The organism is Bacillus sp. AC266, from assembly GCF_979253805.1.
In genome coordinates this window covers 260,940-283,508 of the sequence record NZ_CEEDEC010000003.1, presented here as the reverse complement: position 1 = coordinate 283,508, position 22,569 = coordinate 260,940, and the positions used below count along the sequence as shown (strand labels likewise).

General features: G+C 34.4%; 25 protein-coding genes and 1 pseudogene. 24 read left to right on the top strand and 2 right to left on the bottom strand.

Annotated features, from left to right (window positions below; translation table 11 throughout):
- Nucleotides 1-37: 37 nt before the first annotated feature.
- Together AC0IXC_RS14640 and AC0IXC_RS14635 are read right to left on the bottom strand one after the other, a co-directional pair.
- Nucleotides 38-820 (bottom strand): CheR family methyltransferase, encoded by a 783-nt coding sequence (locus AC0IXC_RS14640; RefSeq protein WP_142344638.1) that lies wholly within the window; start codon nucleotides 818-820, stop codon nucleotides 38-40.
- Nucleotides 821-859: 39 nt separating this feature from the next.
- Nucleotides 860-1,357: a flagellar motor switch protein FliG gene (locus AC0IXC_RS14635; protein WP_471653000.1), complete on the bottom strand. Its 498-nt coding sequence runs from the start codon at nucleotides 1,355-1,357 to the stop codon at nucleotides 860-862.
- Between the two features lie 143 nt (nucleotides 1,358-1,500).
- On the opposite strand from AC0IXC_RS14635, the gene AC0IXC_RS14630 reads away from it, so the two are divergent.
- From AC0IXC_RS14630 to AC0IXC_RS14515, 24 genes and pseudogenes are all read left to right on the top strand, one after another.
- Nucleotides 1,501-1,965, top strand: coding sequence for a YaaR family protein (locus tag AC0IXC_RS14630; RefSeq protein ID WP_340851044.1), 465 nt, complete (start codon nucleotides 1,501-1,503; stop codon nucleotides 1,963-1,965).
- A gap of 15 nt (nucleotides 1,966-1,980) precedes the next feature.
- Nucleotides 1,981-2,433, top strand: a complete 453-nt coding sequence (locus tag AC0IXC_RS14625; RefSeq protein WP_002064619.1) for a flagellar export chaperone FlgN — start codon at nucleotides 1,981-1,983, stop codon at nucleotides 2,431-2,433.
- Nucleotides 2,434-2,450: 17 nt separating this feature from the next.
- A complete protein-coding gene (flgK, locus tag AC0IXC_RS14620) occupies nucleotides 2,451-3,749 on the top strand; it encodes a flagellar hook-associated protein FlgK (RefSeq protein WP_326996399.1) in 1,299 nt (432 codons plus the stop codon).
- Between the two features lie 283 nt (nucleotides 3,750-4,032).
- Nucleotides 4,033-4,896: a flagellar hook-associated protein 3 gene (locus AC0IXC_RS14615; protein ID WP_002030927.1), complete on the top strand. Its 864-nt coding sequence runs from the start codon at nucleotides 4,033-4,035 to the stop codon at nucleotides 4,894-4,896.
- A gap of 20 nt (nucleotides 4,897-4,916) precedes the next feature.
- Entirely contained in the window at nucleotides 4,917-6,296 is a 1,380-nt protein-coding gene (locus tag AC0IXC_RS14610) for a flagellar hook-associated protein 2 (protein ID WP_002012051.1), read from the top strand.
- 22 nt (nucleotides 6,297-6,318) lie between these two features.
- A complete protein-coding gene (locus AC0IXC_RS14605) occupies nucleotides 6,319-6,687 on the top strand; it encodes a flagellar export chaperone FliS (RefSeq protein ID WP_002012050.1) in 369 nt (122 codons plus the stop codon).
- Nucleotides 6,677-6,949: a hypothetical protein gene (locus AC0IXC_RS14600; RefSeq protein WP_002141115.1), complete on the top strand. Its 273-nt coding sequence runs from the start codon at nucleotides 6,677-6,679 to the stop codon at nucleotides 6,947-6,949. Before AC0IXC_RS14605 ends, AC0IXC_RS14600 begins: the two co-directional genes overlap by 11 nt.
- A gap of 344 nt (nucleotides 6,950-7,293) precedes the next feature.
- On the top strand, nucleotides 7,294-7,779 hold the full coding sequence (gene flgB, locus AC0IXC_RS14595; RefSeq protein WP_002064629.1) for a flagellar basal body rod protein FlgB: 486 nt from the start codon (nucleotides 7,294-7,296) through the stop codon (nucleotides 7,777-7,779).
- A 21-nt stretch (nucleotides 7,780-7,800) separates the two neighbouring features.
- Nucleotides 7,801-8,214 carry a flagellar basal body rod protein FlgC gene (gene flgC / locus AC0IXC_RS14590; protein WP_002030933.1) on the top strand — a complete coding sequence of 138 codons (414 nt, stop codon included), beginning with the start codon at nucleotides 7,801-7,803 and terminating at the stop codon, nucleotides 8,212-8,214.
- A gap of 17 nt (nucleotides 8,215-8,231) precedes the next feature.
- Nucleotides 8,232-8,531, top strand: coding sequence for a flagellar hook-basal body complex protein FliE (gene fliE, locus AC0IXC_RS14585; protein ID WP_215587558.1), 300 nt, complete (start codon nucleotides 8,232-8,234; stop codon nucleotides 8,529-8,531).
- A 22-nt stretch (nucleotides 8,532-8,553) separates the two neighbouring features.
- Complete coding sequence (fliF, locus tag AC0IXC_RS14580; RefSeq protein ID WP_002086489.1) at nucleotides 8,554-10,128, top strand: flagellar basal-body MS-ring/collar protein FliF; 1,575 nt, start codon at nucleotides 8,554-8,556, stop codon at nucleotides 10,126-10,128.
- 13 nt (nucleotides 10,129-10,141) lie between these two features.
- Nucleotides 10,142-11,146 carry a flagellar motor switch protein FliG gene (fliG, locus tag AC0IXC_RS14575; RefSeq protein WP_002030936.1) on the top strand — a complete coding sequence of 335 codons (1,005 nt, stop codon included), beginning with the start codon at nucleotides 10,142-10,144 and terminating at the stop codon, nucleotides 11,144-11,146.
- A complete protein-coding gene (locus AC0IXC_RS14570) occupies nucleotides 11,133-11,819 on the top strand; it encodes a FliH/SctL family protein (protein ID WP_033706611.1) in 687 nt (228 codons plus the stop codon). Before fliG ends, AC0IXC_RS14570 begins: the two co-directional genes overlap by 14 nt.
- A complete protein-coding gene (gene fliI, locus AC0IXC_RS14565; protein WP_471652999.1) occupies nucleotides 11,816-13,120 on the top strand; it encodes a flagellar protein export ATPase FliI in 1,305 nt (434 codons plus the stop codon). Before AC0IXC_RS14570 ends, fliI begins: the two co-directional genes overlap by 4 nt.
- Nucleotides 13,121-13,242: 122 nt before the next feature.
- Complete coding sequence (locus AC0IXC_RS14560) at nucleotides 13,243-13,653, top strand: hypothetical protein (protein WP_012260670.1); 411 nt, start codon at nucleotides 13,243-13,245, stop codon at nucleotides 13,651-13,653.
- Nucleotides 13,654-13,663: 10 nt separating this feature from the next.
- The gene (locus AC0IXC_RS14555) at nucleotides 13,664-14,773 is read left to right on the top strand and encodes a flagellar hook-length control protein FliK (RefSeq protein ID WP_242309141.1); all 1,110 of its coding nucleotides are present in this window, start codon (nucleotides 13,664-13,666) and stop codon (nucleotides 14,771-14,773) included.
- Between the two features lie 3 nt (nucleotides 14,774-14,776).
- A complete protein-coding gene (locus AC0IXC_RS14550; protein WP_002086480.1) occupies nucleotides 14,777-15,355 on the top strand; it encodes a flagellar hook assembly protein FlgD in 579 nt (192 codons plus the stop codon).
- A 16-nt stretch (nucleotides 15,356-15,371) separates the two neighbouring features.
- Nucleotides 15,372-16,595: a flagellar hook protein FlgE gene (locus AC0IXC_RS14545; RefSeq protein WP_002012032.1), complete on the top strand. Its 1,224-nt coding sequence runs from the start codon at nucleotides 15,372-15,374 to the stop codon at nucleotides 16,593-16,595.
- Between the two features lie 49 nt (nucleotides 16,596-16,644).
- Nucleotides 16,645-16,980 carry a DUF3964 family protein gene (locus AC0IXC_RS14540; protein ID WP_002012031.1) on the top strand — a complete coding sequence of 112 codons (336 nt, stop codon included), beginning with the start codon at nucleotides 16,645-16,647 and terminating at the stop codon, nucleotides 16,978-16,980.
- A gap of 364 nt (nucleotides 16,981-17,344) precedes the next feature.
- On the top strand, nucleotides 17,345-17,830 hold the full coding sequence (locus AC0IXC_RS14535; RefSeq protein ID WP_012260675.1) for a hypothetical protein: 486 nt from the start codon (nucleotides 17,345-17,347) through the stop codon (nucleotides 17,828-17,830).
- A 141-nt stretch (nucleotides 17,831-17,971) separates the two neighbouring features.
- Nucleotides 17,972-18,880, top strand: coding sequence for a chemotaxis protein (locus AC0IXC_RS14530; protein ID WP_002030950.1), 909 nt, complete (start codon nucleotides 17,972-17,974; stop codon nucleotides 18,878-18,880).
- Nucleotides 18,881-19,371: 491 nt separating this feature from the next.
- The gene (locus AC0IXC_RS14525; protein WP_471653065.1) at nucleotides 19,372-20,319 is read left to right on the top strand and encodes a DNA-binding domain-containing protein; all 948 of its coding nucleotides are present in this window, start codon (nucleotides 19,372-19,374) and stop codon (nucleotides 20,317-20,319) included.
- Nucleotides 20,320-20,414: 95 nt separating this feature from the next.
- A pseudogene (locus AC0IXC_RS14520) lies at nucleotides 20,415-20,644 on the top strand (Ger(x)C family spore germination protein); the annotation flags it as partial.
- A 448-nt stretch (nucleotides 20,645-21,092) separates the two neighbouring features.
- Complete coding sequence (locus tag AC0IXC_RS14515) at nucleotides 21,093-22,325, top strand: N-acetylmuramoyl-L-alanine amidase (RefSeq protein ID WP_061688891.1); 1,233 nt, start codon at nucleotides 21,093-21,095, stop codon at nucleotides 22,323-22,325.
- Nucleotides 22,326-22,569: the final 244 nt, after the last annotated feature.

Below are 22,569 nucleotides of genomic sequence, written 5' to 3'. Positions count from 1 at the left end.
AAAAAAAGGTCGTCATTTTAATTATGACGACCTTCTTTTATACTTTTTCGTAAAAGAATGTATCAAAGCGCTGAAGATTGTAGCGTTCAGGTGTTAAAATTTGTTCAGTGCTACCAACGAATAGTACGCCGCCCTTTCGTAATGAACGACTAAACTTTTCATAGAGCTTTACTCTTGCTTCTTCTGTAAAGTAAATCATTACATTACGACAAATGATTAAATCGTAGTTTGTATCGAATGACTGCATTAATAAATCATGTTGTTTGAATGTGACTTGTTGTTTAATGTTTTGGTGCAATATATATGTATCATCTTCTTTTGTGAAATGACGCTGTTTCAAATCATTAGGTAATTCTTTTAAAGAGCGTTCTGTATATTGACCGCGTTTTGCAGTTTCTAAAATATGGTAATCGAGATCTGTTGCTTGGATTTCAAAGCGAAATGGAGCTAGATGCTTCGATAAGATTAAAGAGAGTGTATACGGCTCTTCACCAGCAGCACAAGCGGCACTCCATACTTTTAATTTACCATTATTTTGTTCAAGTAGCTTTGGTAGAGCTTTCGTCTCTAACGTTTGCCAGCGATCTTTATTTCTGAAAAATTCTGATACGTTAATTGTAATATAGTCAATAAAACTTAAAAATAACGTTTGATCAGTACGTAAATGATTTGAAAAGTTTGTGTAATTTTCAAAACCTTTTCTCGAAATGAAAGCATCGATTCTTCGGCGCATTCTATCTTGTTTATAGGAAGCAATATCCATATTAAATTGTTGTTTAAAACTCGTGATAAAATAATCATAATCTTGTTCAGTTTTCATATTTACAATAGGCACAATAACGATATTGTGCCTCCCCCTTTACATCATACGAATTTTTTGTTCAAAGCTTTTTTTCATCTGCTTTTCATGTAAGCCTGGTAAATCATAAATAACAGCATCAATTCCTGCTTCTTTTGCAACGTCAACGGGAATGACAGACGTATGTTTATCTCCGTTATAAAAACAGAGAACTAAATCGGTATCTTCGACAATTTGCTTTACAAAAAACATATAATCTGATCGATAAATGGAGTCGGAAGGATGATCAAAAGCAATATACTCGGCTCCGTGTTTTTTTAAGTAATCAACGACTTCTTGAAATTCGTCTGTTAATACTTGTAACGGTTGTAGTGTGTAAAGGCATAAATTTTGAGCGAACCTTTCATTTTCAATGAAAAAACGAAGAACTTCATTTTCAATAGATTTATAACATAATATGTAAATTTTATGTTTGTGAGCATAGTCAATTAAAAATTTTTTTATTTCTTCCTGATCTAATGCTGTTAATTGATTTGAACCACAAAGAAAAATATTCATAGATTTGTGCCACCTCATGCTAAATTGTAACATATCTTCTATAAAAAATAACTGCAAAATATCATTGTACAGAGTATAATTATAAATAACTGGATTTTACGATTAAGTTTGGAAGGAAATAAAAAAATAAATAGGTGATATATATGCTGCGTTCTATCTCGCATAATCCAATTTTATCGCATATACCGCCTGCTACTCAAATGCCGAAAGAAGCAAATGTCAGGACAGGACTTGCTTTTTCGGATAATTTGCATGCAGATCCGAAAAAAGATAAATTGTTAGAACAAATGGAAGCATTTGTTGATAACATTGGAGAAATTAAAGAGAAAATCGAATTAGAGTTAACGCTCGATAATGTAATGGAATACAAAAATACTGTAAAATCATTTTTGAATTTTTACGTTGATAACGTATTGCAGTATAAAGATGTTATGTCTCGTCATCCGCGTTACGGATATTCGCAGAAAATGACGATCGTAAAACAAGCTGAAATGGGATTAACTGAGTTAGAAGATGTTATGAATTTAATTAATACGAAAACAGGGCATTTAGAAATGTTAAATCAAATTGGAGAAATTCATGGTTTGATTGTAAATTTAGTCTTGTAAAGGAAAGGAAGCTATATGTACATACAATTATATGAAAAGCTCGTTATTATTCAAAAGGCATATGAAAATATTCAAACGCTTGGGGAACAAATATATGAGAATTTAAAAAATAAAAATGTAAATGCAGTTCAAAAGTTGCAAGTAGAGCAATTGCAGTACATAGAAGGTGTTAAAGGATTATCGCGATCTTTTGAGGAAATGGTTGTTCAGCTTTGTAAAGAAAAACAAGTTGAACCGCTGCGTATGCGTTCGCTATTTTCGTATTTTTCACAGGAAGAAAATGAAAAAATGGAAGAATTACAAAAAAGTTTAAATGAATTAGAAGAAAATGTAAAAATGATTCTTTTGAAAAATCAATATTACTTAAACGTACTATTAAAAACTACAGAAAGTATTGTGGATTCCGTTTCTGAATACAATTTGGAGAAAAACAATAATTCGCAAATCTTTATGAATGAACTATTGTAAAGGAGAAGTGAAGCATTATGAGATTATCTGATTATAATACGCCGTTATCTGGTATGCTAGCGGCCCAAATGGGATTACAAACGACAAAACAAAACTTATCTAACATTCATACGCCGGGTTATGTTCGTCAAATGGTAAATTACGGATCTGTTGGAGCAAGTAACGGTCATACGCCTGAACAGAGAATCGGTTATGGTGTACAAACATTAGGAGTTGACCGTATTACAGATGAAGTGAAAACGAAGCAATTTAATGATCAGTTGTCACAGTTCTCTTACTACGCATATATGAATTCTACTTTATCACGAGTAGAGTCTATGGTAGGAACGACAGGGAAAAATTCATTATCTAGTTTAATGGATGGATTCTTCAATGCTTTTCGTGAAGTTGCAAAAAATCCAGAACAACCAAACTACTACGATACATTAGTTTCTGAAACTGGGAAGTTCACAAGTCAGATAAATCGTCTTGCGAAAAACTTAGATACAGCAGAAGCACAGACGACAGAAGATATTGAAGCACATGTGAATGAATTTAATCGTCTTGGTGCTAGTTTAGCAGAGGCGAATAAAAAAATTGGACAAGCAGGGACACAAGTACCTAATCAACTATTAGACGAACGTGATCGCATCGTTACAGAGATGTCTAAGTATGCCAATATTGAAGTATCTTATGAATCTATGAATCCTAATATCGCGAGTGTTAGAATGAATGGTGTTTTAACAGTAAATGGACAAGATACATATCCACTTCAATTAAATAAAGAAAAAGAACCAATGTCTGTTGCGATTTATGGATCGGATATTCCTTTAAATGGTGGAGCAATTCAATCAGCGATAGATACGAAAGCGAAGATTGCTAGTTATAAGAAAAACCTTGAAGAATTAATGAGTTCTGTAAAAGGTCAAGTGAATACAGTGATGGGAAAAGATTTCTTCGTTGGAGATCATGCGAAAGATATTCAGTTAAACCCTGAATTCGCAAAAGATGTTTCGAAAATGAAAATCTCCGCTGAAACAGCAAATAAACTAGCAGGAATTACAGATGGAGATTATAAAGAAGGTCTTTCTTATAAACAAGCATTAGACCAATTTATAGTTGGTGTAGTTTCTGATAAAAGTGCAGTGAATGCTTATCAAAATATTCATAAAGATTTATTAGAAGGTATTCAACAAGAAAAAATGAGTATTGAAGGCGTAAATATGGAAGAAGAAATGGTTAATTTAATGGCTTTCCAAAAATATTTTGTCGCAAACTCTAAAGCTATTACGACGATGAATGAAGTGTTTGATAGTTTGTTTTCGATTATTAGATAACATGTAGAAGGATCGAAAAAGCTTTTTTTGTGATGGAAGAGAGGGTCCGGCGCAGGGTAGAAGCGGACAGAGCCTTTTAGTGGACCAAGCCATGTTAGACCAGAGATATGGGATGGTTGAATGGGAAGTTAAGGGGGAGAATAGCCATGTTTAGCAAGCGTCCTCCCCCATGTAAATTAAATGAAAACGAAAAAGTCTTTTTTTATGAGGGAAGAGGATAGCTGTATATAGGTGCGGTTTCTTCTTCGCGCCAATTCAAATATAGATAAAGGAGAAGGTAAAGATGAGAGTATCTACATTTCAAAATGCAAACTGGGCAAAGAATCAGATGATGGATTTGAATGTGCAACAACAATATCATCGAAATCAAGTAACTTCAGGTAAGAAAAATCTTTTTATGAGCGAAGACCCACTTGCGGCAAGTAAATCATTTGCGATTCAGCATTCGTTAGCAAATATTGAACAAATGCAAAAAGATTTAGCGGATTCGAAAAATGTATTAACACAAACTGAAAATACATTACAAGGTGTTTTTAAATCTTTAACAAGAGCGGATCAATTAACAGTACAAGCGCTAAATGGGACGAATAGTGAAAAAGAATTGAAGGCAATCGGTGCAGAGATTGATCAAATTTTAAAACAAGTTGTATATTTAGCGAATACGAAAGAGCAAGGCCGTTATATTTTCGGTGGGGATAGTGCTGAACAAGCTCCATTTACAGAAGATGGTACGTATCAAGGTGGAAAAAATGATGTGAACTGGCAACTAAATGACGGTTATCAATTAAAAGCATTTCGTAACGGAGAAGAATTATTATCCCCAGTTATAAAAACGTTAAAACAGATGAGTGAAGCACTGAATAACGGTGATCAAAAAGCTTTGCAACCGTTATTAGGAGAAAATAAGAAAAACTTAGATAGCGTCATTAACCGTACAACTGAAGTTGGTTCAACAATGAACACAATGGAGACGTTTAAAACAATTTTAAGCGAGCAAAATTTAGCGCTTCAAGAAAACCGTAAAGAAATTGAAGATGTCGATTTGGCGGTAGCAATTTCTGACCTAGCATATATCAATGCAACGTATGAAGCGACGCTTAAAGCGGTTAGTACGATGAGTAAAACGAGTATTTTAGACTACATGTAAACAATAAGGAGTGAGACAATATGGCAGGAACATTAACAGGTATCGGTGGTAGACAACAGATTTGGAATCTCGGAAATAATATGATCGACACTTCTAACTTTGTAGAGTTAGAAATGCAAGCGTTAGATATGAGAAAAGCACCGTATACGAAAGAAAAGAGTGATCTTTCAAACGATAAACTATTATATACAAGTTTAAAATCAGAATTTAGTTCTTTTACACAGACTTTTAAAAACTTAGCAGCTTTTAAAGGAAATGAGAAAAAGGTAACAACATCACAAGACGGTTATATTAATGTAAAAGCTGATGGTGGAGCGATTGCAGGAACTTTTAATATGACGATTACACAGCTTGCACAACGTCATCAAATAGCCTCTAATAAGATTGCTGATATAAATGCGAAGCTTCCTAAAGATGAAACATTACAACTAGGCGGTAAAGAACTAAAAGTAACAACTGATATGACATATAAAGATTTAATTAACAAAATTAATGACGGAGATTATGGTGTATCGGCTTATACACTTGGAGATAAAATCTTTATGTCCTCGAAAAAAGAAGGAACAGATGGAGAAATTAATTTTAAGGGGAACACATCTACACTGTTTCAAGATATTGGTTTAGCTAAGGCGGATGGGACAGCAGTCAATACAATTAATGAAGCGCAAAATGCCAAATATAGTATTAATGGTATTGAAACTGAAAGTTTTACCAATACAATTGAAGCTCTTCCGGGCGTGAAAATTGAATTGTTAAAAGTAACTGAGCCGAAAGCAGAAGGAACACCAGATGCAGGTACAACAACAGATCCAAAAGCAAAAGGTATAGATCTGAAGTTTACAGTAAGTGACTCAAACGTAACAGATGCATCGAATGTTATTAAAAAGATGGTGGCGGATTATAATAAAGCTGTTTCTACAGTAGATATCTTTGCTGGGAAAGGTGGAGCTTTCCAAGGTCAAGCCATTATGCAAAGTGTACGTCAAGCGATGAATAATGTCGTGACATTTTCTCAAGACGGTAATTATTTATTCTCATTTGGTATCCAATTAAAGCAAGACGGGACGATGGAAGTTAATGATGAACAATTAACAAAAGCGTTAAAAGACAAGCCGGATGCAGCGAAGCAATTTTTCTTTGGTTCTAACGGTTTAGGGAAGATGATGGAAGAACCACTTGATAAACTATTTGGTGATAAAGGTGTAGTCGGAGAGCGTGTAAAAAACATCGATTCACGTGTAAGTGATTTAGATAAAAAGATTAAAGATATTGAAACACAAAATCTGCAAAAACAAGATGAGATTGTGAAGAAGTATCAAAAGCTAGAAAGTACATTAGCGGCGCTAGATAGCCAACTAAAAACAATTAAAGCAATGACAAAACAAAAAAGTGATGATTAATGAAAGTTAAGGAAGTGATTGTATGCAAGCATGGCAACGTTATATGCAAAATGATATTATGACGAGTAATCCAATTAAAAATACAATTTTTATTTATGAAAGATGTATCGTTGAGTTTCGTAATTTAGAAGAACTTTTAAATACTTTTAAACTACAAGAAGGAGATGCGCTTCTTGAAAAATTAGAACGTATTTTTGAAGAGTTAAAGCTTCAATTAAATCCTGAGATTACTAAAGATTTATATGATAGTCTATTCGGTTTATACGATTGGATTAGCATTCAAATTCAGACGATGAAAGTAACGCGTGAAGCAAAAGACATGGATGCGATTGTACAAGTGTTACAAGATTTAATAGACGGTTACCGCGGAGCACTCGAAAATGAACAATGATATTTATCGAGCGTTTGTCGGCTGTTTTAATGAAATCGGTGAATTGCAAGTATCAGATGGGGAATTTGCTGAGAAGAGTGCAATGTTAAATCGCTGGATGATGACATTGGATGAAGAGACGCGCGCAGATGTTGCAGCGGAAGTGAGTCCATTAATAATTAAGGCAGCACAGCATATTCGAGATAAGCAAAAATTTTTGGAAGAAATGATTATGACAAATGATGGACGAATGAAAGCGAATTCGTTTTACGGTAAATTTTAATGGTGAATTACGGAAATGGATACCCCTTTTAAAAGGGGATCCATTCCATTGTTTGAATAAGGCGTTCCGCTGATTGAGGTTTCACTTTATGACTGTAATAAAAAGAATGGTAATAATCCAAACAATGAAAAATAAGATGTCTTTATTTTATAGAGAGAAGTGTATGGAAGCTCTTTTTTTATTGTTTATATATCAAAATGTTACATGGATTACTACGCGTATACAGTTTTTTATATTCTTTTTTATATTTTTGTATTTTTCTAAAGACAACAATGGAAAAATGGAATAAAATATGTAAGGGTACATAATAGATAATATTTTAATAAATAAATACATATAGGAAAATGAATAATAAAGTGAAACTTCCATCAGTGGATGATCATGCGCTAAACGAGCATGATGGAAAAGGAAGGGTGTGGAATATGCCAGATTTAGTTAGTGATGTAAGTCATTATATGAACTATTTAGTAACGAAGCGAAATACCGTTTCTAGTAATATTGCAAATGCGAATACACCTGGCTATAAAGCACAAGATGTAACATTTGCTGAGAAAATGAATATGAGCAGTGCATTATACAAAAAAAATGCTGCGGATTTAAAGAGTAATCCAGATTTATATCAAACGAATGTAATGCACTTACCGACAGCAAATACGAAAAATACATACGCAAAGATTCAAACGAAATCAATGCAAACGAATAAAGATGGAAACAGTGTTGATGTAACGACAGAAATGCTAGATTTAATGAAAACAAACCAATTATACGGTGTTTCAATTAATGCAATTAATACGCAATACGCTATTAACCAAGCAGCACGTGGACGTTAATAGTTAAAAGGAGAGACAAAGATGTTTCAGGCAATTAATGCAAGTGGTTCAGGGCTAACTACAGCGAGAAAATGGATGGAAGTTACTTCTAACAATATCGTAAATGCAAATACGACGGGAGCACCGGGTGCAGAGCCGTATCACCGTCGAAGTGTAGTATTAGAATCAAATAATAGTTTTGCAAGTATGCTAGATGGAGCTCCTACTAACGGAGTGAAAATAAAAAGTATTGAAACGGATCGAAATGAAAATCTTGTGTATGATCCGACGCATCCGCATGCAAATGAAGAAGGATATGTACGTTATCCGAACATTGATGTGACAGCTGAGATGACGAATGTAATGGTTGCTCAAAAAATGTATGAAGCAAATACAAGTGTATTAAATGCGAACAAAAAAATGCTCGATAAAGATTTAGAAATCGGCCGAGGATAAGAGGGAAGAGGGGAAATATGAAAATTCAACCAATGTTAAATACACAGCCATTTGGAGCGATTCAGCCGATTGGCACACAGAAAACTTCAGAAAAATCTGTAGTTGAAGGCAAAAAGTTTATTGATTTATTGGAAGATATGAATCAAACGCAAAATAATGCCCAAACAGCAGTATATGATTTACTGACAAAAGGGGTAGGAGAAACGCATGACGTTTTAATTCAGCAGAAGAAAGCTGAATCACAAATGAAAACAGCTGCTCTCGTACGCGATAATCTTATTGAAAATTATAAGTCACTAATTAATATGCAAATTTAGGAAAATGGACGGGTGTATTTAAATGGAAAAGATAAAAAATGTTTTCCAATCGTTGAAAACGTGGCATAAGTTAGTGATTGGTGCTGCGCTTTTAGCGATTGCAACAGGAGCACTTTTATACTTCACCTTGCCAGATAAATATGTTGTTGTATATCAAAATTTAAATGATACAGATAAGCAAGAGATTACAGCAGAATTATCGAAGCTAGGTGTTGATTACCAATTAGCAGCCGATGGTTCGATTCGAGTGCAAAAGAACGATGCTCCATGGGTTCGAAAAGAAATGAATGGAATGGGCTTGCCGTTTAATTCAAAAAGCGGTGAGGAAATTTTATTAGAAAGCTCACTCGGTTCAAGTGAACAAGATAAGAAAATGAAGCAGATTGTCGGCACGAAAAAGCAATTGGAGCAAGATATTGTACGAAACTTCGCGACAGTTGAAACGGCAAATGTGCAAATTACATTACCTGAAAAAGAAACAATTTTTGATGAGGAAAAAGCGAAAGGGACAGCGGCAATTACTGTTGGTGTGAAACGTGGACAACTATTAACAGCTGATCAAGTTGCGGGTATACAGCAAATGATTAGTGCGGCAGTTCCTGGCGTGAAAGCAGAAGAAGTAAGTGTTATTGATAGTAAAAAAGGTATCATCTCAAAAGGAACAGATGAAGCGCATTCTAACAGTTCCTCTTCTTATGAAAAAGAAGTAGAGATGCAGCATCAAATTGAAGGTAAATTAAAGCAAGATATTGACGCAACGTTAATGACGATGTTTAAATCAAATGAATATAAAGTGAATACGAAAGTGTCTGTAAACTACGATGAAGTTACACGTCAGTCAGAAAAATATGGCGATAAAGGTGTACTTCGCAGTAAACAAGAGCAAGAGGAAAGTTCTACTGCGCAAGAAGGAGCAGATACGAAGCAAGGTGCGGGTATTACAGCGAACGGTGAAGTGCCGAACTACGGTACGAACAATAATCAAAACGGTAAAGTTGTCTACGATAATAAAAATGGTAACAAAATTGAAAACTATGAAATAGATAAAACAGTTGAAACAATTAAGAAACATCCGGAATTAACAAAAACAAATGTTGTTGTATGGGTAGATAACGATACGTTAGTAAAACGAAAAATTGATATGACAACATTTAAAGAAGCGATTGGCACAGCAGCTGGGCTTCAAGCTGATCCGAATGGAAACTTTACAAACGGTCAAGTTAACGTTGTAACTGTTCAGTTCGACCAGCCGAAAGTTGAAAAAGAGAAAGAGCCAGAAAAAAGTGGTATGAACTGGTGGTTATTCGGTGGAATTACAGCTGGCTTGCTAGCAATAATTGGCCTAGTATGGTTCTTCTTAGCAAGACGTAAGAAAAAGAGAGAAGAAGAGGAATATGAAGAATACTTAGCAGAAGAAGAAATTGCTGCTAGTAGTGAAAGTATCCTGGAAATTCCTGAAGAAAAAATAGTACCAGAGCCAAAGCCAGAACCGGTAGAACCATCAGAACCTACATTAGATGATCAAGTGCAGGAAGCTACGAAAGAGCATGTAGAAGGTACTGCAAAAGTAATTAAAAAATGGTTAAACGGACAGTAAGGGAGGAAAAACAATGTTAGATGAAATCTCCTCCAAAGAGAAAGCTGCCATCCTCATTCGTACATTAAACGAAGAGGTGGCAGCAAAAGTCATTGAATATATGACGGCTGAGGAAAAAGAAGTGTTACTTCGCGAAATCGCGAAGTTTCGTGTATATAAACCAGAAACGTTAGAAAATGTACTAGGGGAGTTTTTGTACGAACTAAATGTAAAAGAGTTGAATTTAGTAACTCCAGATAAAGAATACATTCGTCGTATATTTAAAAATATGCCAGAAGACGAGTTGGAAAAATTATTGGAAGACCTTTGGTATAACAAAGATAATCCATTTGAATTCTTAAATTCACTTACAGATTTAGAGCCACTTCTTACAGTGCTTAATGATGAATCGCCACAAACGATAGCGATTATTGCTTCTTATATTAAGCCGCAACTTGCTTCTCAATTAATTGAGAGATTACCAGATCATAAACGTGTAGAGACGGTAATGGGTATTGCAAAGCTTGAACAAGTAGATGGTGAATTAATTAATCAAATTGGTGAGTTATTAAAAGCAAAATTAAATAATATGGCATTTAGTGCTATTAATAAAACAGATGGATTGAAAACAATAGTGAACATTTTAAATAATGTTTCACGGGGTGTTGAAAAAACAGTCTTTCAAAAGCTGGATGAAGTCGATTATGCGTTATCTGAGAAAATTAAAGAAAATATGTTTGTCTTTGAAGACTTACTTGGTCTTGAGGATCTTGCGCTTCGCCGTGTATTAGAGGAAATTACAGATAACGGTGTTATCGCGAAAGCACTTAAAATTGCAAAAGAAGAAATTAAAGAGAAACTATTTACATGTATGTCTTCAAACCGTAGAGAGATGATTCTTGAAGAGTTAGATGGCTTAGGACCGCTTAAGATGACGGATGCTGAAAAAGCACAACAAACGATTACAGGTACGGTGAAAAAGTTAGAAAAAGAAGGAAGAATTATCGTTCAAAGAGGTGAAGATGATGTCCTTATTTAAAAACAGAATTCCGAAGAATTCTGTTTCTTTTTCTGAAGAAACGTATGAATTACAATTTCCGAAACCAGTATCAGTTCACATTGAAGAAGAGATACAAGTGGATCATGCAGAACTTCTTGCACAGCAAGATGCATTACATATTGAAATGAATCAACTAAGGCAGCAGCAGCAAATGCTAGAACGAGAGCGTCAGCAGTTGTTGCAAGATAAAGAACAGTTTCAAATGCATATTCATGAACAAATGGAACAGATGGAAGCAGCGCGTATACAGTTTCAAAAAGAACAACAAGAAACAGCATACGAATGGACAGAGTTATTATGGAATCAATCTTTTCAGTTAGCAGAAAAAGTAGTGAATCAAGCGGTAGATTCGCGCTTATTAGACGTTTTGCCGATTTTAACAGGCATCGTGCAAACATTGCCTACTTCATTTGAAAAATTAATTATAACGGTTCATCCAGAAACATTTGAACGTATACAAGAAGAGAAAGAAAATACGAAAGAGTATTGGCTACTACAATTAGTAGAATGGAAGTATGATTTTTCTTTACAGTTTGGCGAATTTGTTCTGGAAGAAGAGAAAGAGTTTTTTGAGTTTAAATTTGCGCCTATATTTGCGAAGCTTCGTCATAAGTGGGAAGAAGAGAAGTTGTTTGAGGAGCAAAATGTATGAACAACGAGCTAATGAATGAACATAATAAATGGAATACATTTATTGAAACACCGTTTTATACGAAAGTTGGCAAAGTTCATAGTGTACAAGAGCAGTTTTTTGTAGCGAAAGGTCCGAAAGCAAAGATTGGAGATGTTTGTCTCGTTGGAGAACATAGTGTCTTATGTGAAGTAATTGCAATTGAAAAAGAAAATAATATGCTACTTCCATTTGGACAGACAGAAAAAGTATGTTACGGAGATGCAGTTACATTAATTACAGAAGATGTCGTTGTTCCCCGTGGTAATCATTTACTTGGTAAAGTGTTAAGTGCAAATGGAAAAGTGTTAAACGAAGATGCCGAGAACATTCCACTGCAAAAAATAAAATTGGATGCACCGCCGATTCATGCATTTGAGCGTGAAGAAATTACAGATGTATTTGAAACCGGAATTAAATCAATTGATTCTATGTTAACGATTGGGATTGGTCAAAAGATAGGTATTTTTGCTGGATCAGGTGTTGGTAAATCTACTTTACTTGGAATGATTGCGAAAAACGCAAAAGCTGATATTAACGTTATTAGTTTAGTAGGTGAGCGTGGCCGGGAAGTAAAAGACTTTATTCGAAAAGAGTTAGGCGAAGAAGGTATGAAAAAAAGTGTCGTTGTTGTAGCAACGTCAGATGAAAGTCACCTTATGCAACTTCGTGCGGCTAAGCTTGCAACATCTATTGCTGAATATTTCCGTGACCAAGGTAATAACGTATTACTTATGATGGATTCTGTTACTCGTTTTGCTGATGCACGCCGAAGTGTTGATATTGCGGTAAAGGAATTACCGATCGGTGGTAAAACACTGTTAATGGAAAGTTATATGAAAAAGTTATTAGAACGATCAGGAAAAACGCAAAAAGGGTCAATAACAGGTATTTATACAGTGTTAGTTGATGGTGATGATTTAAATGGTCCTGTACCAGATTTAGCTCGTGGTATTTTAGATGGACATATTGTATTAAAACGTGAGCTCGCAACTCTTAGTCATTACCCTGCCATTTCTATATTAGATTCGGTAAGTCGGATTATGGAAGAAATCGTATCGCCGAACCATTGGCAGGTTGCAAATGAAATGAGAAAAATTTTATCTATTTATAAAGAAAATGAATTGTATTTCAAATTAGGAACAATTCAAGAGAATGAAGAAAATGCCTATATTTTTGAATGTAAAAATAAAGTAGAAGGTATTAATACGTTTTTAAAACAAGGTCGAACGGATAGTTTTCATTTTGAAGATATTGTCCAAGCGATGCACCATATTGTATAAGACCTCATGCTCATGCCTTGGGGTCTTATTTTTTTGTTTTTTAATATTTCACAGATTTTTTTGTAAAAAAACTATATAATAGAAAAAGGTAACGTTATAATAGGAAGGAGCTATGAAAACAGGTGAATAAACAGCAGTACGACACGATTAAATTGCAGATTAATCAAGAGAAAGAACATATCTTGAAAGAAGTGTACGAACTAACAGCTGAAAAAAGAAAAATAGAACGAAAAAAAGAATATGATCTATATGTTGTGAAATCACGCAATAAGGTTGTACAAACGGGACAACGTATTATGGCTGGTATGCTGTCTTCACATACATTTTCACCTGAAAGAATAGAAGAATGGAATCGAAAAATTAAAAAAACAGAAGGTTTTATTCAAAAAAATGAAAGCCTTTTAGAGCAAATAAAAGAAAAAGAACGTGTCATTGATGAAATGTATCAAGAAGATTGTAAGAAGCTTGCGAAAGTAAAAGAAAAGCTGGAAGAAAAAATGCTTCTTGATTTAAAAATGTGTATGAACGGATGAGGTGGATGTAGTGATACAGTTTGTATTACCGGTGCAGCAAAGTTTACCTCCGCAAAAAGAAAAAGGGCTAGAAGTACAATCGAAAAATGAAAATTCTTCATTCGATAATACAATGAGAATTGAAAATAAAAAACAGCCGAAAACGGAGAAACCGAAACGAGAAGAAGCACCAGAAGAAGAGAAGAAAGAATATATTCTCGCAAAAAAAACGGTAACGAAAGAAGAGCCGATTGTAAAGAAAGAAGAAAAGAAAGAGACAGAACAGTTATTGTTAGCTGTATCTGAGCAGATGGTTGCAATTGAGCAATTGCATATGCAGCCAGAATTGTTATATCAATACATACAAAAAATACAGGCGTTATATAAAGAATACGGAAATATTAAACTGAACGAATTGCCCGCAGCTGAATTACAGCAATTACAAGAGCTTTTTTCTAACATGAATATTAAAAATGCCATATGTTTAGAAGATACAATGCAAATGGTGCTAGACAAGGTGACGATGCCAGAGCAAACGTTGCAAGTATTAAAAGTCGTAGAAACAGAAACTTGTAATATCGCAAAGAAACAAGAGGAGTCCAAGGAAGTAGAACTCCAGAAAGCTGAAAGCGATGATGTGAAGTTAGAGTTACCAGAAGTCGATCAATTAAACGATTCAAGTTCGGCCGGAGCTGAATTATTAAATAAGGCAACGGGGACTGATCAAATAGGAAAACAAAATAGTGGAGCTGAGAAGGTTACATTACCTGACTTAGGCAAGAAAATGGAAGCACAAGTAGAGGCTCTGCAAAAGTTTGTAGTGAAACAAGAACGTGTTTTATTCCAGCTAAATCCAGAGAAACTTGGTTCATTAACTGTATTTATGAAAAAGCATGGAGATCAAATTGAAGTCCATGTAGAAATGGAAAAACACGATGCGAAAAAGCGTGTTGAAATAATTTTTGACGAATTGAAGCTGAAATTAAAAGAAAAAGAAATTAATATTCAAATAAGTTATTCAGAAAAAGATGAACAACGTAAAGAACAGCGAGAACAAGAGCAAAGACAAAAACAAAAATTAGCAAGTACGAAGCAAGAGAAACAAGAATCGAAAGAATTTGCAGGATTATTGGAGGAATAAAGCGTGCCAACAGTTGGATTAAACACAACGAGTACAAATCATATTCCATTGCAGGCAGGAGCGCAAAAAAGTAATGCACCTGTTAACGGTGTACAATCGCCAGTTCAACAAACAAACGGAGTATCAGAAAGTGCTCAAAAAACTCCTGGTGTAATGGGGAAAGACGATTTTCTAAAATTATTTTTATCGAGTTTCCAGCACCAAGATCCGTTCAATGCGATGGATATGAATCAAATGATGAACCAAACAGCGCAGTTATCTCTTATGGAACAAGTGCAAAATATGACAAAAGCAGTTGATTCTTTAAGAACGACGATGTATTCGACAGCGCTTGATGGTGGAATGAAATTTTTAGGGAAATACGTAAGAGGTATTGACGGTGAAGGGAACAAAGTAACTGGTCAAGTAGAGACAGTTCGCCTTGCAGAAAATAACGATGTACAGCTCGTTATTAATAATAAAGTAGTATCTCTTCGTTTCGTTGAAAGAGTGTCTGATAAACCGATTGGAGAAACGAATCCAGAAGATGCAAAGAAAGACGATCAAAAAGTAACTGAAGAAGTAAAAACTACAAATTCATAAGGAGTGTACATACGTTATGATTAAAGCGTTATATACAAGTATTACAGGAATGAACGCAACACAAAATGCATTAAGTGTAACTTCAAATAATATTGCCAATGCACAAACGGTTGGTTATAAAAAACAAAAAGCAATGTTTGATGATTTACTATATAACAATTCAATTGGTGCAAAAGGTGACGGTAAATACGCAGGAACGAATCCGAAAAGTATCGGTAACGGTGTGAAAATGAGTGGTACGGTTACGGATTATAGTGATGGTACAATTACGTTAACAGGTGGCAAAACACAAGCTGCAATGGAAGGTAATGGTTTCTTCGTTGTAGGTGATTCAAAAGGCGGAAACATGGAATTTACGCGTAAAGGTACGTTTGGAATATCTTCAGATTATTATATTACGAACACAGAAGGTCAATACGTATTCGCATACCCTGCTAATGAGGCGACTGGTGAAGTTGATTTATCTGGTATTCCAGGCCCATTGCAAATTCCAATGGGGACGGCAATTGGTGGTATTCGAACATCGCAAGGGACAATTAAAGGGAATATTCCAACTGGTGAAAAACAAATTACGCAAGACTTACCTGTATACGATAATGCCGGTAATACATGGACAATGCGTGTAGAATTTACACAAACAAGCGAACACAATTATACATATAAAGTACAGATGCGTAATGACTCGAAAAAGGATACAAAGTTTGAGGATGTTCCAGGTGCAGGTGGTAATATGACATTTGATGCTGTTGGAAATCCAAATCCGAAAGAGCAAGGGGCCAATATTCCATTTGATGGTGGCTCTATAAAGTTAGACTTAAGTCATTTAACGAATCATCCGACAGATAAAACATTATCAGTAACAAATGTAGATGGTAGAGCGGCGGCGACTGTTAAAGATTGCTTTATTGCTGACGGTGGATATGTGATGGTAAAATATTCTGATGGAAGTATGAAATCTGCTGGTCAATTAGCTGTTGCGATGTTCCCGAATGAAGGCGGTTTGATGAAAACTGGAAATGGTAACTATACAGCGACGAATACAACTGGTATTTTAGCGTTAGGTGCATCTGGCCAAAACGGTGCAGGAAAAATACGTGGTGGTGCACAAGAAGGTGCAAACGTAGATTTATCTGTAGAATTCGTTGATTTAATGTTATACCAACGTGGATTCCAAGGAAATGCGAAAGTAATCAAAATTTCAGATGAAGTATTAAATGAAGTTGTGAACTTAATTCGATAATAAATCGTAAAGAAAAATTGTAACGTAGTAGAAAGGGTTTTATATTCGTATGACAAGACAAGAGCGAATTTTACAATTGCCTTTTTTCGAAAATAAACGTGAGCTTGCTGAGCAAGTGTTAAAAATAGAACGAGAAGAGCATGTATATTTACCAGATCAATTTGAAATCAAACAAGTGCCTCCATATTCGTTTGGTGAAAAACAAGCAATCATTGGCCGTATACACGAGTTTTATTTCGTAAGTATTGGTAGCGATAGTGTTTGGAAGTATCAACTGTTTAAAGATGAGATGAAGTGCCGTGAGTTTTTCGTTATGTTGCCGGATATTACGGATCAGCAGCTTGCTTTTTGGTTCAATAACATTGAGCTGTTGAAAGGGGCTTAAAAGCTTTTTTTTAAGGTTTTGAGAGAGGGCCTAGCGATGAGTAGTAGCGGTTAGTGCTTATGAGTGGCTCGCGCATTGTGAGAACAGAGATATGGAGTGGTTCTAGGTTAGTTGAAGAGGGGCGAGGACCTAGCTGAGTGTAGTAGCGGTCAGTTGCCTATGAGTGGCTCGTACATTGTAAGACGAGAGGTGTGGAGTGGTTCTAAGGTAGTTGAAGAGGCCAAAAGCCAAGTGTAGGTGGTGCCTCTTCACTTTTGGGAGAGAGGATTTATCCGAGTCTAGAAGCATTGATTTGAAATAGATTTAGATTAATTAAGATATTGTACAATTAGACTAAGTTTATATAAAAGGAGAGGTGAGGAGGATGGCGCAGAATAAGTATCGCGTTACATTCATTTCGCCAAGTGAGGTTGAGCAACGTACTGTAATGGCGGCGAGTAGTTTACCTAATTTAATACGTCAAGTAGAGAGTATTATTGCAGATCCGAACGGTTATTTTGTAAATGATAAAAAAAATAATTGCTATTTTAAAGTTATTAAAGAAAATGTTACGTATATTCAATATGAGTTACTATTTTCTGATAAGGAAATTCACATTGAAAAATTAAAGCATATGGCGCCTAGTGTACTGAAGAAATTATTTGAGAAAATAAATGATCCTGAACTATACGCTCTTTCGCTTATCGATGTTGATATAGCGACGAAAGAATATGTGCTAGGAGAAATGGGTCCAGAGCTAAGAATGAGAGTGGAAACAGAGCTTTCAAAAAAATGGGAAGCGATGCCGACAGAAATTGTAGGAGCACAAGAAGTGTTACTAGAGGCACTTGCTTCGTTTATACAAGATTAAGTTTTACCGGTAGTATTTCTACTTTAAAACTGTGAGAATCACTCAACTATCTATATTTTTCATATAGGTAGTTGACTTTTCGGTTTTAATAAAGCTTAATAATTAGATATACGGAATTAATGGAAGGGGAGCGACACCTTTATGTCACAAGCACAAAGTATTTTATTAGAAAGCGGAACAAACGAATTAGAAATCGTAACGTACACTGTTGGTGAAAATTTATTTAGTATTAATGTAATGAAAGTGCGTGAAATTATTAATCCATTCCCTGTTACAACTGTGCCAGAATCTCATCATGCAGTTGAAGGTGTTGTTCAAGTACGTGGTGAAATTTTACCTGTTATTAACTTAGCAACGGCTCTTAATTTAAAATCTATAAAACCACTTGATCAAACGAAATTTATCATTTCAGAATTAAACCAAATGAAAGTTATTTTCCGTGTTGATGAAGTGCATCGTATTCAACGTATTTCATGGGAACAAATTGATGAACCAGCTTCATTATCTATGGGACTAGAAGAAACGACATCTGGTATTGTAAAACTAGATGGGAAAATCATTTTACTATTAGATTATGAAAAAATTGTATGTGAAATTAGCGGTACTGGTTATGACAATAAATCACTTGCAGGATTAGAGCAAAAAACAGATCGAGCTGAAAAAGTTATTTATATTGCAGAAGATTCAGCGATGCTTCGTCAAATACTAGAAGAAACATTATCATCAGCTGGATATACGAAAATGAACTTCTTCAGCAATGGTGCAGAAGCATTAGCTCAAATTGAAAAATTAGCAAAAGAGCAAGGTGAAAAAATGTATGAACATATTCACCTGCTTATTACAGATATTGAAATGCCGAAAATGGATGGACACCACTTAACGAAAGTAATTAAAGATAGTGAAGTAATGAATCAATTACCAGTCATTATTTTCTCTTCATTAATTACAAATGAATTATTCCATAAAGGTGAAGCAGTAGGAGCGAATGCTCAAGTAAGTAAGCCAGATATCCAAGAATTAATCGGGCTAGTTGATAAGTTAGTACTATAAAGCTTCTTTTAGTTGGAAGAGAGGAGCCAGCCATGTGTGTAAAGACAGAAAGGTAGAGTGTTTCTGAGATATTTTTGTTTTTCTGTAGCCACGGTGGTAATAATGGTCATTCTTTCGGTTAATTAGTTAGCGTTGTGTAAAACCCTCACCTTTATAGTAAAGGTGAGGGTTTTTTTACATGATGTTCAATTATCTCATCTATAAGATTTCGTGGTGGCGCAAACTTTTTCGGTGAAAATATATTAGGAATACCATATAATATAATTAAGTAGAATTTTTCTGATATAATATTTTGCTTAGCTATTTTTTATTTTTTAATATTTGTTAAAAATCATTTTTTATTTCGATACTTTTTATACCTTTTTGTATGTTAATTATTTGACAGATAATTTCGAAATGTTATAATATGGATATGTAAAAATTTCTATTTTCTTAAAGGGCATGGGAGTCATATGAGAATTGTGAAAGGATGAGGGGGAGTGACACAGATTATGTATCACCACACAGCAATCAATGTATTAAGTCTTTTACAAAACATGTCAAATAATAAAACGAACGATATGAAATTAGAGGCGGAATTTAAAAAAATAGAGAAACAATTCCAAGTCAGGTATGAAGAGTTAATCGATTTATATAATAGAATGGTATTATTTCAAATAGATATAGAAAAAAATGGCGGTATGCGAGTATATGAAAAATCAGCGATTACTTGGTTGAAGTCTGAACTAGAACTATTGTATGAAGTATATCAATTTTGTCAACGTCACGGCTTAAACATCGCAAATATTTCAAAATATGTTAGTAAAAATGAACTGAATCTTTTTCCGAAAACGGAAAGCCAATTGCAAAACACGTATTATAAATTAAAAAAACAAGAAATCCCGTTTGAAAATATTGAAAAACAAAAACCGGGGCGAAAACGTAAATATGCACCTGTAAAAGAGACAATTGCTGAGACAAAACAAGAAAGCAAGCAGGAAGTAAATGAAGAAGTTCGAAATGAAGAAGATGAAAAAAGCCTCGTAACAGTTATATCTGGCATCGTAGATAACTTTGAAACAATTAGTCAATGTAGTGAAAAGAGAGAACACGAATTGCATCAGTTCATGGAGGGAATCTATAAGCTTTCTAGCATGGCTGCAGAGCGTTCGAAGGATGAGAAGCACGCACGTGGTCTTGAAGGCGAATTACATTCATTACGAGCTGAAAATGAAAGATTAAAACGAGAGAAGGCAGAGCTCGTTCATGATATTAAAGAAATGACGCATCATTTAATTCATTTCATGACGAGCTCGGATATCGATCAAATTCGTACATTGCCTTACTTCGTAAAAGAATGCAAACAAGATCTGCATAAGCTAGGGTTATATAACGCACAAGACGGTAAAATGAAAATTATGGTCGATCGTAGTGGACAGGTTATGACCGTAACACAATAAAAAAATTGGGTACAAAACAAAAGGGAGATACATAGTGTATATGTATTTCCCTTTTGTTTTGTATGGAATCATTTCGGGCAGAGGAAAAGTTATAATTAATTTTAGTTAATCAAAAATTTGTACAAAAGGAAGGAGCTAGGTCTTACTTTGTAGTATTGTGATCCGAAAAATACTGGGAATATGCGTATTGTCACTGTGAAAGGGCTTAATACATAATGATTTTAAAGATAAACCGACTCTTCCTCAATATTTAACTGATTTAATTGAGGTGAATAAGTTGTATAATCGTACAGTTGTTATTACATTTCATCAACAAACTTTTAATACGGAGAATTGAAGAGTAAAGTAGGATTCCAAAGCATAGCCAAAAAGGTGGCTGTTATAAGTTATTTGCCGACCAAAATAATCAATATTTGTTTAAAATATAAGATTACTATTTTATTATACCGAGTAATTATTCACATTATATAATAATTACTTACTACATAATTAACATGGTTATCTTACAAAAATGTAAGGTTTTTTTAATTGACACTCGTACATATAAGTAACTATACTGGTTACACGACGTTGGTGAATATATTTAATAGTCTCTATCTATAAGTGTATGTCTCAGGATTCTTTTCGGAATAATAGTTAGATTTAAATTTATTATCTGTAATATATTGATAATACCTATTTAATCTGTTCTTTATTCTAGGTCGTATTATTTAAAGATTAACTATAAATGATATATTTACCAAGTTGTAATAATTTTTTAGAGGTGTTACATTTTGAAATACAAATTAATTGCTACAGGAATTCTTGCTGGAAGTCTACTATCCTATTCATCTAGTGCATTTGCAAATACTCATAAATTCCCAGATGTTCCTGCATGGGCTGACAAATCCGTTAATTATTTAGTTGATAAAAAAGTATTGAGTGGTTATCCAGATGGAACTTTTGGTTCAAGTGATACATTAGATAGGGCTTCTGCGGCAACAATTATGACAAAGGCCCTTGGTATACATATTGACTTAAATGCAAAACCATCTTTTACAGATTCACAAAACCACTGGGGAACGCCATACATTGCCGCAGCTGAAAAAGCAGGAATAATTAAAGGTGAAGGAAATGGAATATTTAATCCTTCTGGAAAAGTTACTCGTGCTGCTATGGCTACCATGCTAGTGAATGCATATAAACTACAAAATATAAGCACTAGTAATGGACAAAGTAAATTTGAAGATTTAAAAGGGCATTGGGGTGAAAAATTCGCCAATATTTTAATTGATTTAAAAATTTCAGTTGGTACAGATAACGGTTGGCAACCAAATAAATTCATAACACGTGCAGAAGCCGCACAACTTACTGCCAAAACAGATACCCTTCAATCCAGTCCGAAAAATCCTTTAGAAAGTAAAACAATCATTATTGATCCTGGACATGGTGGCGAAGATCCTGGAAAAGCCACAAAGGGATTGCCTGAAAGTAAAATTGTATTAGACACTTCTTTACGCCTACAACAATTACTCGAAAAACATACACCATTTACAGTTTTACTAACTCGTGAATCTGATACTAGACCTGGACATGACCAAAAAAGCTCTTTACAGGAACGTGTTAAATTTGCTAAGCAAAATGAGGGGGATATCTTTATAAGCATTCATGCAAATGCTTTTAATGGTAATGCAAAAGGGACAGAAACATACTACTATAAATCTTCTGAATCCGAAAAAACAAATCCTCATGTGGAAGAAAGTCGTGTGTTAGCGGAAAAAATTCAAACACGTTTAGTAGAGGCTCTTCAAACACGTGATAGAGGCGTTAAACATGGAGATCTTCATGTTATAAGAGAAAACGACATGCCAGCTGTGTTAACGGAACTGGCTTTTATAGATAATGGTATCGACTACAGTAAACTATCTACGGCAAACGGCAGACAGATTGCAGCAGAAGCCATTTATGAAGGGGTTTTAGATTATTATGAATGGAAAGGAAATAATGTATCTGAATATAGATTGTAATAGGTAAAAGAAAGTTTAGTAATTCTAGGAATATGAAATTTATAAATTGCTAAAGTATAATTTTGTTATTTGTAATGTGTTTTAGTTTTATAGTGTATACTGGCGCCGACTTATTAAGGATTATAAATAAGTCGGTGTTTAAGTTAGCGTACTTAATGAATACTATAGAAGTTATGAAGAAAAAAAGATAAATAGATAGGGGCATACACCTACATTCATTATTTTTACGTGAAATTTTAATTTA

Excerpts from the sequence above, each read along its gene's own strand:
- AC0IXC_RS14640 (WP_142344638.1), bottom strand. The coding sequence starts at position 820 with ATGAAAACTGAACAAGATTATGATTATTTTATCACGAGTTTTAAACAA.
- AC0IXC_RS14635 (WP_471653000.1), bottom strand. The coding sequence starts at position 1,357 with ATGAATATTTTTCTTTGTGGTTCAAATCAATTAACAGCATTAGATCAG.
- AC0IXC_RS14630 (WP_340851044.1), top strand. The coding sequence starts at position 1,501 with ATGCTGCGTTCTATCTCGCATAATCCAATTTTATCGCATATACCGCCT.
- AC0IXC_RS14625 (WP_002064619.1), top strand. The coding sequence starts at position 1,981 with ATGTACATACAATTATATGAAAAGCTCGTTATTATTCAAAAGGCATAT.
- flgK (WP_326996399.1), top strand. The coding sequence starts at position 2,451 with ATGAGATTATCTGATTATAATACGCCGTTATCTGGTATGCTAGCGGCC.
- AC0IXC_RS14615 (WP_002030927.1), top strand. The coding sequence starts at position 4,033 with ATGAGAGTATCTACATTTCAAAATGCAAACTGGGCAAAGAATCAGATG.
- AC0IXC_RS14610 (WP_002012051.1), top strand. The coding sequence starts at position 4,917 with ATGGCAGGAACATTAACAGGTATCGGTGGTAGACAACAGATTTGGAAT.
- AC0IXC_RS14605 (WP_002012050.1), top strand. The coding sequence starts at position 6,319 with ATGCAAGCATGGCAACGTTATATGCAAAATGATATTATGACGAGTAAT.
- AC0IXC_RS14600 (WP_002141115.1), top strand. The coding sequence starts at position 6,677 with ATGAACAATGATATTTATCGAGCGTTTGTCGGCTGTTTTAATGAAATC.
- flgB (WP_002064629.1), top strand. The coding sequence starts at position 7,294 with ATGAATAATAAAGTGAAACTTCCATCAGTGGATGATCATGCGCTAAAC.
- flgC (WP_002030933.1), top strand. The coding sequence starts at position 7,801 with ATGTTTCAGGCAATTAATGCAAGTGGTTCAGGGCTAACTACAGCGAGA.
- fliE (WP_215587558.1), top strand. The coding sequence starts at position 8,232 with ATGAAAATTCAACCAATGTTAAATACACAGCCATTTGGAGCGATTCAG.
- fliF (WP_002086489.1), top strand. The coding sequence starts at position 8,554 with ATGGAAAAGATAAAAAATGTTTTCCAATCGTTGAAAACGTGGCATAAG.
- fliG (WP_002030936.1), top strand. The coding sequence starts at position 10,142 with ATGTTAGATGAAATCTCCTCCAAAGAGAAAGCTGCCATCCTCATTCGT.
- AC0IXC_RS14570 (WP_033706611.1), top strand. The coding sequence starts at position 11,133 with ATGTCCTTATTTAAAAACAGAATTCCGAAGAATTCTGTTTCTTTTTCT.
- fliI (WP_471652999.1), top strand. The coding sequence starts at position 11,816 with ATGAACAACGAGCTAATGAATGAACATAATAAATGGAATACATTTATT.
- AC0IXC_RS14545 (WP_002012032.1), top strand. The coding sequence starts at position 15,372 with ATGATTAAAGCGTTATATACAAGTATTACAGGAATGAACGCAACACAA.
- AC0IXC_RS14540 (WP_002012031.1), top strand. The coding sequence starts at position 16,645 with ATGACAAGACAAGAGCGAATTTTACAATTGCCTTTTTTCGAAAATAAA.
- AC0IXC_RS14535 (WP_012260675.1), top strand. The coding sequence starts at position 17,345 with ATGGCGCAGAATAAGTATCGCGTTACATTCATTTCGCCAAGTGAGGTT.
- AC0IXC_RS14530 (WP_002030950.1), top strand. The coding sequence starts at position 17,972 with ATGTCACAAGCACAAAGTATTTTATTAGAAAGCGGAACAAACGAATTA.
- AC0IXC_RS14525 (WP_471653065.1), top strand. The coding sequence starts at position 19,372 with ATGTATCACCACACAGCAATCAATGTATTAAGTCTTTTACAAAACATG.